We start from the raw sequence: 15,480 nt of genomic DNA on the forward strand, positions 1-15,480 counted from the left end.
GCATGCCCCGCAAGACGAAGGCCGACGGCCGCGCGCCCCGACGGGCCGGCCGGCTCACGGCACTGATCGCGATCCTGGTGTGCGGCGCCGCGGCGGGCGGCCTGGTCGCCTACCGGGCGGTCTCCGACGAGGCCACCGAACGCCCGGTGACCACCGACGAGGCGGGCCGGCTCGCCCTGTCGCGGCTGAACCTCTATCAGGCGAGCCCGGTGTCCGTGGTGCTCACGGCCGACGAGGGCGGGGGCGTGAGCATCCGGGTCGAGGGGATCGTCGACTACCGCAACCACCGGGGCGTGGGCCGCTACCGGACCACCGGCGCGAGCGGCCCGATGGACCACGGGCTGATCGTCTGGGACACCGGCGGCCTCGGCCTGGCCCCCGAGCCGGCCGGCACCGCCTCCACTGCCGCCCCCACGGCCGGCACCGGCACGAGCACCGGCACCGGCACGAGCACCGGCACCGGCTCCGACGCCCCGGCCTGGCAGCTGGCCGAGCACATCCCGCGCCAGGGCTGGTCACCCCGGACCTACACGGCGGACCCGCTGGACGCCGGGCTGAACCTGCTGGTCCAACTCGGCGCGGACCGTCCCGACAACCCGCTGCTGCTCGCCCAGTCCGGGGCCCGCTGGCTGGGCCGGGACCGGATCGACGGCCGCGACCACGACCGCATCGCCGGTCCGCGCGCCCAGGGCGCCGCGCCCGACGGTGCCCGCTCGCCGCTGACCTACTGGGTCGACGGCGACGGCGGACTGCGCCGGGTCACGATGCGGATGCCGGGGCTGGGCACCCCGACCACCGTCGACCTCGCCGGACGGCAGGCGGACGCCAAGCTGCCCGAGGCCCCCTGGCTCACCGGCTGACCCGGCGCGGGCGGAAGTCCGCAGGACAGAGCGGTCAGCCGTACAAAAATCGTTGGTGAGGCAGCAATAGCTTCATCATCTTCCGTTCACCGGGATTCGGCTGCCAGCATCGGCGCACCGTCACCGCCCGAGGGAGTAGCCGATGAACCGCCCCCGTTCCCTGCGCTGTCTGGCCGCACTGTCCCTGGTCGTCCTGGCCGCCACCGCCTGCGGGCGCTCCGACCAGGGCGGCTCCCCGGCCGCCGGAGCAGCGCAGGCCGGCCAGAACTCCGGGAAGAGCGCCACCGAGCTGCTCCCCGAGAAGAACAAGCAGAGCGGCGTGCTCAGAGTGGCCACCTCCGTCGGCTACCCGCCGATGGAGATGTACAAGCCCGGAACCACCGAACTGACCGGGGTCGACCCGGACCTCGCCGCCGCCGTCGCCGGGAAGCTCGGCCTGAAGCTCGAACTCTCCAACTCCTCCTTCGACGGCCTGATCCCCGGCCTCCAGGCCGGCCGCTACGACCTGGTGATGTCCTCCATGACGGACAGCGCCCAGCGCCGCCAGGCCGTCGACTTCGTCGACTACTTCCGCACCGGCGGCGTGATCATGACGAAGAAGGGCAACCCGGAGGGCATCAAGTCCATCGAGGACCTCTGCGGCAAGAAGGTGGTCCTCGCCAAGGGCAGCTCCAACCTGGAGATCGGCGAGCAGCAGAACGCCAAGTGCGCCACCAAGATGACGATCTCGCAGAGCGAGGACGCCCCGACCGGGCTCCTCCAGCTGGACAGCGAGCGGGCCGTGGCCACCATCGTGGACTACCCGGTGGCGCAGATGTTCGTCCAGAACAGCGGCTCCTACGAGGTGCTGCCCGACCAGTACGGGACGGCTCCGTGGGGCATCGCGGTGGCGAAGAAGGACTCCGGGCTGCGCGACGCGGTGCAGAAGGCGCTCCAGGAGCTGATCGAGAGCGGTGAGTACCGCAAGGTCCTGGACACCTACCAGGTCGGCGGCAGCGCGGTGGAGCGCGCCACCGTCAACGCGGCGCAGTGAGAACGGCGGCACCGACGAGATGAGCACCGACATGAGAGACCCCGCGATGCCCGCCGACCCCCTGAAGCCCGACAGCGCCCCGAAGGCCGTCCCGGCCGGCCACGCGCCGTCCGCCGCGGGAGCCGTCGACGACGACCTGGCCTTCGAGGTGACCGGGCGCCCCCGCCCGGCCCGCTGGTTCGCCGTGCTGGCGGCGGCCTTCTTCGCCGTCTGGCTCGCCTGGACGGTCATCGTCAACCCCAACCTGCACTGGGACATCGTCGCCAAGTACCAGTTCGACGGCGTGATCCTGGACGGGCTCTGGGTGACGGTCCAGCTCACCCTGATCTCCCAGGTGGTGGGAATCGTCATCGGCGTGGTCGTGGCGGTGATGCAGCTGTCCGACAACCCGGTGCTGCGGACCACCGCCGGGGCGTACACCTGGTTCTTCCGCGGCACCCCGCTGCTGGTCCAGCTGATCTTCTGGTTCAACCTGGCGCTGCTGTTCCCCGAGATCAGCATCGGCATCCCGTTCGACGGGCCCAAGCTGGTCAGCTGGCAGTCCAACACCCTGATCACCGGCTTCGTGGCGGCGCTGCTCGGCCTGTCGATCAACGAGGGCGCCTACATGTCGGAGATCGTCCGGGCCGGCATCCAGAGCGTCGACCCCGGGCAGCGCGAGGCCGGCGCCTCGCTGGGCATGTCCAACCGGCAGATCCTCACCCGCGTGATGCTGCCGCAGGCGATGCGGGTGATCATCCCGCCGTTCGGCAACCAGTTCATCTCGATGCTGAAGACCACCTCGCTGGTCTCGGTCATCGCCGGCGCCGACCTGATGACCGTCTCGCAGCACCTCTACCTCGCCAACTTCGAGGTCATCGCGCTGCTGATCGTCGCGTCCATCTGGTACCTGGTGCTCACCACCATCGCGAGCATCGCCCAGCACGCGGTGGAGCGGAAGTTCAATCCGGCCGGTGCCCCGCCGCCGCTGCACCGCAGGGTGCTGGCGAACCTGCGGCCCGGGCGCGGCGGAGCGCGCAAGCGTGTGACGAAGAAGGGGGAGGGCAAGTGAGGACGATCGACCTGGACGCGCCGGGAGGGACGGCCGCCGAGGTGGTCCTGTCGGCCCGGAAGGTGCGCAAGCACTTCGGGGACCTGGAGGTGCTGCGCGGCATCGACCTGGAGGTCAGGTCGGGGGAGGTGCTCTGCGTGATCGGGCCCTCGGGCTCCGGCAAGTCCACGCTGCTGCGCTGCTTCAACCACCTGGAGAAGATCGACGCCGGGCGGATCGAGGTGGACGGCGAACCGGTCGGCTACGAGCCGCACGGCACCACCGGCGACAAGCTCCGCGAGCGCCGGCCGCGCGACATCCGCCACCAGCGCGAGCGGATCGGCATGGTCTTCCAGCGCTTCCACCTCTTCCCGCACCGCACCGCGCTCCAGAACGTGATGGAGGGCCCGATCGCGGTCAAGCGCCGCCCGCGCGCGGAGGCCGAGCGCCAGGCCCGCGAACTGCTCGACCGGGTCGGCCTGGCCGACCGCGCCGACCACTATCCGGCCCAGCTCTCCGGCGGCCAGCAGCAACGGGTCGCCATCGCCAGGGCACTGGCCATGGAACCGACCCTGATGCTCTTCGACGAGCCGACCTCGGCCCTCGACCCGGAGCTGGTCGGCGAGGTGCTCGGCGTGATGCGCGACCTCGCCCGCAGCGGCATGACGATGATCGTGGTCACCCACGAGATGGGCTTCGCCCGCGAGGTCGCCGACCGGGTCGTCTTCATGGACCAGGGCGCGGTGGTGGAGGCCGGCAGCCCGGCCGAGGTGTTCACCGCCCCCCGGCACGACCGCACCCGGGCCTTCCTCTCGACGGTGCTCTGATGGGAACGATGGGACTGATGGGAGCGGACGTGACCACGACCCCGGCCGACCTGCTGCTGCGCGGCGGCACCCTGGTGGACGGCACCGGGGCACCCGCCCGCCCGGCCGACCTCGCCGTCAGGGGCGGCCGGGTCACCGTCCTGCCGCCCGGCAGCGCGGTGACCGCGGCCGAGACCCTGGACGTCACCGGACGGGTCGTCACCCCCGGCTTCATCGACGTCCACACCCACTCGGACGCGCTCGCCGCCCCGTTCGGCGGCGGCACCCACACCGACGGCGACGCCCTGGACGAGCTGCGGCTGGCCCCGCTGCTCCAGGGCGTCACCACCGAGATCAGCGGCAACTGCGGGATCAGCCTGTTCCCCGCGCTGCCCGGGCGGCTGCCCGAGCTGGCCGGGCACCTGCGGGTCTCCTTCGGCCTCGGCCCGGTGCTGCCCGCCGAGGACTTCGACGCCTTCGCCGCCGGCCAGCGGCCCGAACTGCGGCGCAACCACATCGCCTCGCTGGTCGGCCACGGCACGCTGCGAGCCGGGGTGATGGGCTTCGAGGACCGGCCGCCCACCCCCGAGGAGCTGGACGCCATGTGCGGGCTGCTCGACCGGGCGCTCGGCCAGGGCGCGGCCGGGCTCTCCACCGGGCTGATCTACCCGCCCGGCGTCTACGCCGACACCGAGGAGATCGTGGCCCTGGCGAAGGTCGCCGCCCGGCACGGCAAGCCGTACGTGACGCACCTGCGCGACGAGATGTCCCAGGTGGAGAAGGCGCTGGAGGAGGCGCTGGAGATCGCGGTGCGCTCCGGCGCCCCGCTCCAGGTCTCCCACCACAAGACCGCGGGCCGGCACGGCTGGGGCGCCACCCTGCGGACCCTGCCGCGTCTGGAGCAGGCCCGCGCCGACGGCGTGGACGTGCTCTGCGACGTCTACCCGTACACCGCCGGCAGCACCGTGCTGCACGCGATGCTGCCGCCGTGGACCAGCGAGGGCGGCCCGGCCGCGCTGCTGGAGCGGCTGCGCAGCAAGGAGGTGCGGGACCGCGTCCGGGCGGACATCGCGAACGGCGTCGAGGGCTGGGAGAACACCGTCGGCAACGGCGGCTGGGACCTGATCTCGGTGGCCGCCGCCCCGGCCCGCCGGGCGGCCGAGGGCCGCCGGATCGCCGACCTGGCCGCCGAGCGCGGCGCCGACCCGGTGGACTACGTCTGCGACCTGCTGCTGGAGGCACAGGGCGAGGTGACCATCATCAGCCACTCGATGCGCGAGGACGACGTCCGCCGGGTGCTTGCCAGCCCGCTGTCGATGATCGGCTCGGACGGCGTGCCCAAACCCGGCCGTCCGCACCCGCGCTGGGCGGGCAGCTTCGCCCGGGTGCTCGGCCACTACGGGCGCGAGCAGGGGCTGCTGCCGTTGGAGCTCGCGGTGCACAAGATGACCGGCCTGCCCGCCGGGCGGTTCGGGCTGGCCGGGCGCGGAGTGGTCAGCGACGGCGCCGTCGCCGACCTGGTGGTGCTGGACGCGCAGGCCGTCCTGGACAGCGCGACCTTCGAGCAGCCGCTGCTGCCGCCGGTGGGCGTGGAGACCGTCGTGGTGGCCGGCCGGGTCGCGGTGCGCGGCGGCCGGCCGACCGCGAGCCGGGCCGGAGAGGTGGTGCGGGTCCGATGAGCCTCGCCCAGGTGGCGGCCGCCACGCGCAGCTCGGCGGCGCTGCCGCTGACCCTCGCGGTGGCCGCCGTCGACGTGGACGCCCCCGACGCGGAGGCCCCCGACGGCGGCGGCGCGGTCGGGGTGGACGACACCGTCGTGCTGCCCGTCGCCAGCGCCTCCAAGCTGCTGCTGCTGGCCGAGGTCGCCCGGCGGCTGGACAGCGGAGAACTGACGGCCGGGCAGCCGGTGGCGATCCTCCCCGAGGACGTCACCGGCGGCACCGGCCTGCTCGGCCGGCTGAGCCGGCCCGGCTGGACGGTGGAGGACCTGGCCTGGCTGACCGCCGCGGTCAGCGACAACACCGCCACCAACGCGCTGCTGCGCCTGGTCGGCCTGCCGGCCGTCGAACGGCTGGCGCGCGGGCTCGGACTGGACCGGCTGACCCTGCACGACCGGGTGCGCGACGAGCGCGGGCCGGACGTCCCGCCGGTGTTCGCCACCGGCACCGCCCGCGACCTGGCCCGCCTGGTGGCCCTCGCGGTCCGCGGCACCATGGCCTCCCCGGGCGCGTCCGCCCGGCTGCTCGACTGGATGCGCGCCAACACCGACCACGGTCTGGTGCCCGCGCTGATCGACCACGACCCGTACGCGCCCGGCTTCCCGGAGCCGCTGCCGGGCCACCTGCTGGTGGCCAACAAGACCGGCACGGACACCGGGGTGCGGGCGGACGCGGGCGTCATCGTGGGCGCCCGGCGGGTGGCCTACGCGGTCGTCGCGCACTGGGACGTGGCGCTCGGCCCCAGCACCGAACGGGCCGCCGTGCACGCCATCCGCGACGTCGGCCGGGCCCTCGCGGCCTGGGCCCAGCGGGCCGCCTGAACCGGCCCAGCCGAACCGGCCGGCCACGACGTGGCCGGCCGGAGGCCGGAGAACGACGAACCGCCGCCGGGGGTTCAGGCCCACTGCATGTCGAGCAGTGACCTGATCTCCCCCGCGGCGGAGCCGAGTTCGGCGAGGAAGGCCTGGAGCACCGGGTTGAGGTTGGTGGCCCGGGTGGCCACGCCGATCCGGCGGTGCAGCTGGGGGTGGTCCAGCCGGCAGACGTGTACCCCGGCGCTGTCGGCCAGGCCGAGTGCCGGGATCAGCGCGACGCCCATGCCGGCCCGCGCGAGGTTGATGGTGACCTGGTAGTGGTCGCTGCGGCAGCGCACCCGGGGGCGGAACCCCTCGGCCGCGCAGGCGCGTTCGAGCACCGGCTCGCCGGTGCTGCCGCCGTGGGTGCCGATCCAGCTCTCGCCCTCCAGCTCGGCGAGCCGCACCACCGAGCGCCGCCCGAGCCGGTGCCGCAGCGGCACCACGACCAGCTGCGGCTCGTCGAAGTACATCCGCACGTCCACCGCCGCCTGGCGGCACCAGGGGTCCAGCGGGTGCTCGAAGACGACGGCCGCGTCCAGTCGGCCCGCCTCCAGGTCGGGGACCAGCTCGTGCGGCTGGCCCATGATCAGCTCCAGCTCCACCTGGGGGTGCCCGGCGGCGAACGCGGCCAGCGCCCGGGGCAGCAGATCCAGCCCCGCGGACGCGAAGAAGCCGAGCCGCAGCACGCCCGCCGCGCCCTCCGAGTGCGCCCGCAGGTCGTCCTGCGCCACGGCCATCAGATCGGCGATCGCCTGGGCGTGCTCGGCCAGCCGGACACCGGCGGGCGTCAGGCGCAGCGACTGCGGAGCCCGCTCCACCAGGGCGACGCCCAGCTCCTGCTCCAGGCGGGCGAGCTGGTGCGAGATGGCGGACGGGCTCAGGTGCAGGGCCTGGGCCGCGGCCACGATGGTGCCCCGGCGGGCGATCTCCAGGAGGACGAGCAGGCGGGCGCTGTTCAGCATCGGCCCAGGCTAAGGCCTGTGTCGTGGATCAGGACGTGTACGCCCGCGCCGCAGCGACCGGTTCCCCGGTGCTGCCCGTGGTGCCGTCCCCGGTGGCGGCGACGTCCAGCCGGAGCAGGTCGTGCTCGGTCTCCCGGCGCACCACCAGACGGGCCTCGCCGTTCCGGACGAAGACCACGGCGGGCCTCGGCAGCTTGTTGTAGTTGGACGCCATGGCGTAGCCGTAGGCGCCGGTCACCGGGGTGGCCAGCAGGTCGCCGACCCGCAGGTCGGCGGGGAGCGCGGCGTCGTCGATGATCACGTCGCCGCTCTCGCAGTGCTTGCCGACCAGCCGGGCGCGCCGCGGGCGGGGGGCCTCGGGGCAGCGCGGCAGGAAGGCCTCGTAGCGGGCGCCGTACAGCGCGGGGCGCAGGTTGTCGCTCATCCCGCCGTCGACGCTGACGTAGGTGCGCACGTCCTCGATCCGCTTGACGGTGCCGACCCGGTACAGGGTCAGCCCGGCCCTGGCGGCGATCGAGCGGCCGGGCTCGACGCCCACCTCGCCGCTCCAGCCGGCGCCGCGCACCGCCGCGTGGACCCGCTCGGCCCAGACGGCGAAGGAGGGGGCGCTCTGCCCGCTCAGGTAGGCCACGCCCAGGCCGCCGCCGACGGTCAGCCGGCGCAGGCCGTGCTCCACCGCGAACCGGGCCACCGCGGCGGCTCCGTCGGCCAGCTCGGCAGGGTCCAGCACCTGGGAGCCGACGTGGGCGTGGACGCCCTCCAGCCGGACGGCGGCGGAGGCCTCGGCCCGGCGCACCGCGGCCGCGGCGGCGCCGTCGGCGAGGCCGAAGCCGAACTTGGAGTCGTGGCCGCCGGTCTGGATGGCCTGGTGGGCGCCGGCCGCGACGCCGGGCGCCACCCGCAGCTGGATCCGGGCCGGGGGCAGGCCCTTCTCGTGGTGCAGCCGCTCGATCCGGTCCAGCTCGTCGAAGCTGTCCACCACGATGTGGCGCAGGCCGACGGTCAGGGCGGTGCGCAGTTCGGCCTCGTCCTTGTTGTTGCCGTGCAGCACGATCCGGTCCGGGGCCACCCCGGCGTACAGGGCGGTGCGCAGCTCGCCGCCGGAGGCGACGTCCAGCAGCAGGCCCTCCTCGGCGGCCAGGCGGGCCATCGCGGTGCACAGGAAGGCCTTGGAGGCGTAGGCGACGTTGCCCCGGCCGAAGGCGGCCACCGCCTCCCGGCAGCGCCGGCGCAGGTGCTCCTCGTCGTAGACGAACAGCGGCGTGCCGTACCGGCGGGCCGCCTCGCTCAGGAGCACGCCGCCGACGGACAGGCCCTCGGGGCGGTACTCGGCGGTGAGCGGCAGCAGGCCCGGATCGACGGGCGGCAGGGCTGGCGACACAGGGGACAAGGCTTCCTCCCGGCTGGCTGGCTGGCCCGCCCATCCTCGGTCCTGGGGGAGGGAGTGAGAAAGCGCATTGTTCCGGCCCTGAGCAGTACGGAAATCGATGCTGCGGAAATCGATGCTGCCGGTGGTCACCACGGCCCGTCCGGGATGTTGCATCCAAGCTTGCATCTATGGTGCTACGGTGTGATCCATGGCCGACACCCCGCCTCCCGCCCGCGTCCCGGCCGCGGACCGCGCGTACGAACTGACCAAGGACCTCATCCTCGGCGGGGGCCTCCCCGGCGGCACGCTGATCAGTGAGGGCGAGATCGCCGAGCGCGCCTCGCTCAGCCGCACCCCGGTCCGGGAGGCCTTCCTGCGGTTGCAGGCCGAGGGCCTGCTCCAGCTCTTCCCCAAGCGCGGAGCCGTCGTGGTGCCGGTCGGGCCCGGTGAGGCCGAGGACGTGCTGGAACTGCGCGAGGCGCTGGAGAGCACCGCCGTGCGCCGGATCACCCGCCGCCCGGACGGCCTCGACCCGCTGGTGCGGCAGCTGACCGGGCTGATCGACCAGCAGCGCGAACCCGCCCGCCTGGCCGACCTCGGCGCCTTCGCCGACGCCGACGAGGCCTTCCACCGGGGCATCGTGACGGCCGCCGGCAACCAGCTGGCCGAACGCTTCTACGGGACGCTGCGCGACCGCCAGCGCCGGATGGCCGTCCAGCTGCTCCAGGAACGGCCGGAGCGGCAGCCGCAGCGACTGGCCTCGCTGGTCGAGGAACACACCGTGCTGGTCGGACGGATCGCCGCCCGCGACGCGGAGGGCTTCAGCGCCGCGCTGCGCGCCCACCTGGACGCCCACCGCACCGTCACCGACCGCTGAGCTTCCCGTCCTTCCGGCGCGCGGCACCCGTTCGCGCGCCCGCCCCGACGGACCGCCGGCACCCGGCGATCCGTCATGTTGACGCACCGTCAGGCCGGTACGCCGACCATCCGACCATCCGACAAGGAGCAGCACCACCATGAGCACCACCCGGCAGCCGTCCGCCGGTCCCGTCGCACCGTCAGGCCGGGGGAGGCCCTGGCTGATCGCGGCCCTGGCCATGCTCTGCTGCGGGTGGGGCGGCAACCAGTTCACCCCGCTGCTGCTGATGTACCGCGACCTCGGCGGCTACTCCGAGGTCACCGTGGACGCGTTCCTGGGGGCGTACGTCCTCGGGCTGGTCCCCGGGCTGCTGGTCGGCGGCGCGGCCTCGGACCGCTACGGGCGGCGCCCGCTGATGATCGGCGCGGTGGCCGTCTCGCTGGCCGCCAGCGGAGTGCTGTGCGGCGGTGTCACCGGTGAACTCCCCATCTACGCCGGTCGGTTCCTCACCGGCATAGCCGTCGGCATCGCGATGGCGGTCGGCACCAGCTGGGTCAAGGAGCTCTCCCAGGCCCCGCACGACCCGGCCGCAGACCCGGGGGCCGGCGCCCGCCGCGCCTCGCTCGCCCTGACCCTCGGCTTCGGCCTCGGCGCCGGGGTGGCCGGCGTGCTCGCCCAGTGGGGCCCCTGGCCGATGGTCACCCCGTACCTCGCCCACCTGCTGGTCACCCTGCCCGCGCTGTTCCTCCTCCCGAAGGCCGTGGAGACCAGGGCCCGTACCGTCGCCGTCCGCGGCCTCTGGGCCGACCTCAAGGTGCCGGCGGCCGGGCACCGGCGCTTCGTCCGGGTCATCCTGCCGATGGCCCCGTGGGTGTTCGGCTCGGCCGGCGTCGCCTACGCGGTGACCCCGCAGCTGGTCGGTGACCGGCTCGGCCACTGGTCGCTGGCCTACGCGACCCTGCTGACCGTCCTCACCCTGGGCACCGGCGCCCTCGTCCAGCCCTTCGCCAAGCGCCTGGACTCCTTCTCCTCGGCGCGCGGCGTCATCGTCTCCATGGTGCTGATGGCCTGCGGCATGGCGGTCTGCGCCGGCGACGCGGCGCTCCGCTCCCCGCTGCTCGGCCTGTGCGGCGCGGTCTTCCTCGGCGCCGCCTACGGCATCGGGGTGGTCTCCGGCCTGCTGGAGATCCAGCGCATCGTCACCCCCGACGACCTGGCCGGCATCACCGGCGTCTACTACGCGCTGTGCTACTCGGGCTTCCTGCTCCCCGCGGCGCTCGCGGCGCTCTCCCCGCTGGCCTCCTACACCGTGATGCTCGGCGTGGTGACGGCCCTCGCCCTCGCCAGCCTCGCCGTGATCGTCCTCTCCTCCCGCCGCCACCTCCCCGCCCCGGCGGCCCCGGTCCTCGTGGAGGTTCCGGCCGACTGACAACGGATTCCGGCACGAACCGGTCGTACAAGGAGGTCAGGCGGTCGAGACACGTCCAATCCCGGTCGATCGAGGGAATGGCCGTACGGTCTGGGAGAGAATCCGCGATGGGAAGGAGACGCGTTGTGAGTACGGCACCCCAGGTCCCTGGCGACTACAGATCGTCAGCGACCCCGAGAGGGCACTGAAGTACGCGATCCGGCATACGGCGGGCGACCGCACCGAGATCATCGAGGGAGTCATCACCCCCATGTCGCCATCGTGGGCGCACGAGTCCGCCGCCGAGGTCGTCCGCCGCCAGATCACCCCGCGTCTGGAGTAGCTGGATCTGGTGTCCGGGTCCGGCGACCTCGACCTGCCCGGCAGCGAGAACTGGTACATCCCGGACCTGGCCGTCGTGCCGGCCGAACTCGCCGAGAAGACCGAAGGCGCGCTGCTGCCCGATCAGACCCTCCTGATCGTCGAGGTCATTCCCCTTGCACCGCGGAGACCGACCGCCTCGTCCAGCGCCGCCGCTACGGCCAGTACGGTGCTCCGCTCTACCTCCTGGTCGACCGGCAGAACCGCAGCTGCACCCTGTACAGCGAGCCGACCCGGCTCGGCTACGCCGCCGAGAGCGGCCCGCACCCCTTCGGTACGCCCGTCCGCCTCCCGGAGCCCTTCGACATCGACCTCGACACCACCCGCCTGTAGCGGCCGGGTCAGGCCCTGGCGGCGTCCTTGGGGCGGGCGTGGGCGGGGAGGCCGTTGGTGAGGTCCTCGACCAGGAGGCGCCAGGCGATGGCGTCGGCCGCGGCGCGGAGCCCGGGGCTGCGGGGGCGGCCGGCGTCGGCGTCGAGGCGGGCGTTGAGCCAGTCGGACCAGGCGCGGCCGAGGGAGCGGATCTCCTGGGTGCCGGCCTCGGTGGGGGAGAGCCGGTCGCCCTCACGGAGCAGGTAGCCCTCGGCGGACATCCGGTCGAAGACCGGCTCCAGGACCTCGGGCGGCACCCGCTTGCGGGCGGCGATGAGGTCGAGCGAGGCGTGGCCGACGGCCTTGGTGTGGCCGGTCACCTCCATCAGCGCCCAGGCTCCGGCCAGGTCCACCCGGGTGCCGGCGTCGGAGACGATCGTCCGGACGGTGTCGAGGTCCACCCCGCGGACGATCCTGCAGACCGAGTACTCCAGGTGCGGGTCGGAGTCGGGGGTGGTCGGCTGGGCGAAGCCCTCGCCCATGTCGGTGGAGCCCGCCCTGGCGGTGTCGCGCAGCTGCACCTGCTTGAGGAAGAGCGCCACCAGGAAGCCGACCACGGCCACCGGGATGGTCCACAGGTACACCGTGTGCAGGGCGTCGGAGTAGGCCTGGACGATCGGCGCGGCCTGGTCGGCCGGCAGCTGGTGCAGGCCCTGGGGGCTCTCGGCGGCGCGGCCGAGCACGGCGGGGTCGGCGCCGGTGAGCCGGGCGGCGGCGTCGACGCCCCGGCCGAGTTCGGTGTTCAGGCTGTTGGCGTAGATGGTGCCGAACACCGCGGTCCCGAAGGAGCTGCCGATGGTGCGGAAGAAGGTCACCCCGGAGGTGGCGGTGCCGAGGTCGGCGTAGTCGACGGTGTTCTGCACGGCGATGGTGAGCACCTGCATGCTCAGCCCGATGCCGACGCCGAGCACGAACATGTAGCAGGACGCCAGGAGGGTGCCGGTGCCGGGTTCCAGCCGGGAGAGCAGGTAGAGGCCGACGGCCATCACCGCGGTGCCGACGATCGGGAACAGCCGGTACTGCCCGGTCTTGCTGACCGCGTTGCCGCTGCCGACCGAGGCGATCAGCAGACCGATCACCATCGGCAGCGTCCGGACGCCGGAGACGGTCGCCGAGTCGCCGTCCACGTACTGGAGGAAGGTCGGCAGGAAGGTCAGCGCGCCGAGCATGGCGAAACCGACGATGAAGCTGAGCACCGAGCAGACCGTGAACACCGGGTTGCGGAACAGCCGCATCGGCAGCATCGGTTCGGCCGCCCTGGTCTCCACCCAGCAGAACAGGCCGAGCGCCAGCGCGCCGCCGACGAACAGGCCGATGATCACCCCGGAGCCCCAGGCGTACTGGTTTCCGCTCCAACTCGTCGCCAGGATCAGCGCGCCGGCGCCGGCCGCGACCAGCACGATGCCCAGGTAGTCGACGACCGGGCGGACCGCCGAGCGGACCGAGGGGATGGTCCTGGCGGCCGCGGCCACCACCACGACCGCGATCGGCACGTTGACGTAGAACGCCCAGCGCCAGGACAGGTGGTCGGTGAACAGCCCGCCCAGCAGCGGCCCGATCACCGTGGCCACGCCGAACACCGCGCCGATCGCGCCCTGGTACTTGCCGCGCTCGCGCAGCGGGATGACGTCCGCGATCAGCGCCATCGAGGTGACCATCAGGCCGCCCGCGCCGATGCCCTGCACGGCCCGCCAGGCGATCAGCAGCGTCATGTCGGTCGCCAGGCCGCACAGGAACGATCCGCCGACGAAGACGATCGCCGAGACCTGGAACAGCAGCTTGCGGCCGTACAGGTCGCCGAACTTGCCGGCCAGCACGGTGGCCACCGTCTCGGCCAGCAGGTAGGACGTCACCACCCAGGACATGTGGGCGGCCCCGCCCAGGTCCGCGACGATGGTGGGCAGCGCGGTGCCGACGATGGTCTGGTCCAGGGCGGCCAGCAGCATGCCGAGCACGATGGTGCCGAAGACGACGTTCCGCTGCCGGACGTCCAGCACCGGTGGGGCGGACGGCGGGGTCTCGGTGGCGACGGTCATGCCGTCAGCCTCCGGGGTACCGGCGCCGGTCGCGATCCGGTTCGGCCGTTCGGGTGATGCGGCCGGTGGCGGCCCGGGGGAGCGGCCCGGCTGCGTGATCCGGGGGCGCCCTGGGCAGGTGACGCGGCGTGACGACCCGGGGTGGCGGCCCCGGGAGGGCCGGGCGAGGATGGGCCGAGCGAAGTCGACCGACGGCCGCCCGTCGGCCCGGACGCCCCCGGACCCCCGGGAAGGGGCTCCCATGACCGCCGACCCTCCGCCCAGTTCCCCGCAGCCGACGCAGCCGACGCAGCCAGGCGCCACCGCCGTCGGCGGCCGGGCCGCCGCCCGCCGCTGGCGGGCGCTCGCGGTCTGCCTGGTCGCCGGGTTCATGACCCTGCTGGACGTCAGCATCGTCAACGTCGCGCTGCCGACCGTACGGGACGAGCTGCACATGTCCGACAGCGGCCTCCAGTGGGTGCTCAGCGGCTACGCGCTGGCCTTCGGCCTGGTGCTGGTGCCCTCCGGGCGGCTCGGCGACGCGCGCAGCCGGCGGGCCGTCTTCCTCGCCGGGCTCGCGCTGTTCACCGTGGCGAGCGCGCTCGCCGGCGCGGCGCAGAACCAGGAGTGGCTGGTGCTGGCGCGGCTGTTCCAGGGCGCCGCGGGCGGGGTGCTGGTGCCGCAGGTGTCCGGCTTCATCCAGGTGCTGTTCCAGGGCGCCGACCGCGGCCGGGCCTTCGGCGCGCTCGGCTCGACCATCGGGCTGTCCACCGCCGTCGGGCCGCTGCTCGGCGGCCTGCTGATCCACGTCGTCGGCCCGGAGAACGGATGGCGCTGGGTGTTCCTGGTCAACCTGCCGATCGGCGTCGCCGCGCTGCCGATCGCCTACCGGCTGCTGCCGGCGCCGCCGCCCGCCGCCGAGCGGGCCGGGCACCGGGACTTCGACCCGGTCGGGGTGCTGCTGCTCGGCGCCGGGACGGTCGCGCTGCTCCTGCCGTTCGTCCAGGCGCAGCAGTGGCACGGCCCGACCCGCTGGCTGCTGGTGCCGCTCGCGGCGGTGCTGCTCACCGCCTTCGTCGGCTGGGAGCTGCACTACGGGCGACGGCGCGAACCACTGGTCAGCATGGCGCTGTTCGCGGTGCGCTCGTACGCGGCGGGGACCCTGCTGTCGCTGGTGTACTTCGCCGGGTTCACCGCGATCTTCTTCATCTTCACGCTCTACCTCCAGGCGGGCCTGCACTACTCGGCGCTGACGGCGGGCCTGGCGATCACCCCGTTCGCGGTCGGCTCGGGCGTGGCCGCGGCTGTGGGCGGGCGCCTGGTGAGCCGCCTGGGGCGGCGGCTGGTGGTGGCCGGACTGGTGCTGGTGCTGGCCGGCCTGCTGGCCTCGGCGCTCGCGGTGCAGCTGTGGTCAGGGCCGCACGTGGGCTGGACGACGGCGCTGCCGCTGCTGGTCGCCGGGATCGGCAGCGGGCTGGTGATCGCCCCGAACCAGACGCTGACCCTCCAGCAGGTGCCGGTGGCCAGGGCGGGCAGCGCGGGCGGGGTGTTGCAGACCGCGCAGCGGGTCGGCTCGGCGGTGGGCATCGCCGTCGTCGGCTCGGTGTTCTTCGCCCACGCCGCCGGGCCCCGCCCGGACTGGGCGCTCGCCTTCCAGCTCGGGGTGACGGTCGCGGCCGGCCTGGTGCTGGCCGCGCTGCTGGTGGCGGTCACCGACATGTCCTCCGGCCGGGGCAGCTTCCGGGCCCGCGGGCCCCGGGTGGGGGACGGGCCCTGACCCGGGGCCGGCCCGGATGCCCGGGCCGGACCG

Annotated in this window: 12 protein-coding genes and 1 pseudogene; 10 read left to right on the forward strand and 3 right to left on the reverse strand. The window is 74.0% G+C overall.

Annotated elements, in window-relative coordinates; all coding sequences use genetic code 11:
- The first annotated feature begins 2 nt into the window (after positions 1–2).
- The 6 genes from ACZ7C5_RS16530 (at position 3) to ACZ7C5_RS16555 (ending at position 6,268) form a co-directional block, all read left to right on the forward strand.
- A complete protein-coding gene (locus ACZ7C5_RS16530; protein WP_470322808.1) occupies positions 3–860 on the forward strand; it encodes a hypothetical protein in 858 nt (285 codons plus the stop codon).
- A gap of 142 nt (positions 861–1,002) precedes the next feature.
- Positions 1,003–1,893, forward strand: a complete 891-nt coding sequence (locus ACZ7C5_RS16535; RefSeq protein ID WP_188301782.1) for an ABC transporter substrate-binding protein — start codon at positions 1,003–1,005, stop codon at positions 1,891–1,893.
- 31 nt (positions 1,894–1,924) lie between these two features.
- On the forward strand, positions 1,925–2,944 hold the full coding sequence (locus tag ACZ7C5_RS16540; RefSeq protein ID WP_401083865.1) for an amino acid ABC transporter permease: 1,020 nt from the start codon (positions 1,925–1,927) through the stop codon (positions 2,942–2,944).
- Positions 2,945–2,949: 5 nt separating this feature from the next.
- Complete coding sequence (locus ACZ7C5_RS16545; protein WP_317620529.1) at positions 2,950–3,750, forward strand: amino acid ABC transporter ATP-binding protein; 801 nt, start codon at positions 2,950–2,952, stop codon at positions 3,748–3,750.
- Entirely contained in the window at positions 3,750–5,408 is a 1,659-nt protein-coding gene (locus ACZ7C5_RS16550) for an N-acyl-D-amino-acid deacylase family protein (protein WP_401083867.1), read from the forward strand. Before ACZ7C5_RS16545 ends, ACZ7C5_RS16550 begins: the two co-directional genes overlap by 1 nt.
- Positions 5,405–6,268, forward strand: a complete 864-nt coding sequence (locus ACZ7C5_RS16555) for a serine hydrolase (protein WP_470322809.1) — start codon at positions 5,405–5,407, stop codon at positions 6,266–6,268. The genes ACZ7C5_RS16550 and ACZ7C5_RS16555 overlap by 4 nt, the downstream gene beginning before the upstream one ends.
- A gap of 74 nt (positions 6,269–6,342) precedes the next feature.
- On the opposite strand, the gene ACZ7C5_RS16560 is transcribed toward ACZ7C5_RS16555, so the two are convergent.
- Complete coding sequence (locus ACZ7C5_RS16560) at positions 6,343–7,266, reverse strand: LysR family transcriptional regulator (protein WP_401083871.1); 924 nt, start codon at positions 7,264–7,266, stop codon at positions 6,343–6,345.
- 28 nt (positions 7,267–7,294) lie between these two features.
- Positions 7,295–8,647, reverse strand: a complete 1,353-nt coding sequence (gene lysA, locus ACZ7C5_RS16565) for a diaminopimelate decarboxylase (protein ID WP_470322942.1) — start codon at positions 8,645–8,647, stop codon at positions 7,295–7,297.
- 196 nt (positions 8,648–8,843) lie between these two features.
- Between lysA and ACZ7C5_RS16570 the strand changes: the two genes are divergently transcribed.
- The 3 genes and pseudogenes from ACZ7C5_RS16570 (at position 8,844) to ACZ7C5_RS16580 (ending at position 11,616) form a co-directional block, all read left to right on the forward strand.
- Positions 8,844–9,512 (forward strand): GntR family transcriptional regulator, encoded by a 669-nt coding sequence (locus ACZ7C5_RS16570; protein ID WP_470322810.1) that lies wholly within the window; start codon positions 8,844–8,846, stop codon positions 9,510–9,512.
- A gap of 139 nt (positions 9,513–9,651) precedes the next feature.
- The gene (locus ACZ7C5_RS16575) at positions 9,652–10,923 is read left to right on the forward strand and encodes an MFS transporter (RefSeq protein WP_470322811.1); all 1,272 of its coding nucleotides are present in this window, start codon (positions 9,652–9,654) and stop codon (positions 10,921–10,923) included.
- Between the two features lie 160 nt (positions 10,924–11,083).
- Positions 11,084–11,616: pseudogene (locus tag ACZ7C5_RS16580) on the forward strand (Uma2 family endonuclease).
- An 8-nt stretch (positions 11,617–11,624) separates the two neighbouring features.
- Here ACZ7C5_RS16580 and ACZ7C5_RS16585 read toward each other — a convergent pair.
- A complete protein-coding gene (locus tag ACZ7C5_RS16585; protein ID WP_470322812.1) occupies positions 11,625–13,691 on the reverse strand; it encodes an MDR family MFS transporter in 2,067 nt (688 codons plus the stop codon).
- 241 nt (positions 13,692–13,932) lie between these two features.
- Between ACZ7C5_RS16585 and ACZ7C5_RS16590 the strand changes: the two genes are divergently transcribed.
- Positions 13,933–15,447, forward strand: coding sequence for an MFS transporter (locus tag ACZ7C5_RS16590; RefSeq protein ID WP_470322813.1), 1,515 nt, complete (start codon positions 13,933–13,935; stop codon positions 15,445–15,447).
- Positions 15,448–15,480: the final 33 nt, after the last annotated feature.

Source organism: Kitasatospora sp. NPDC036993 (assembly GCF_055607525.1).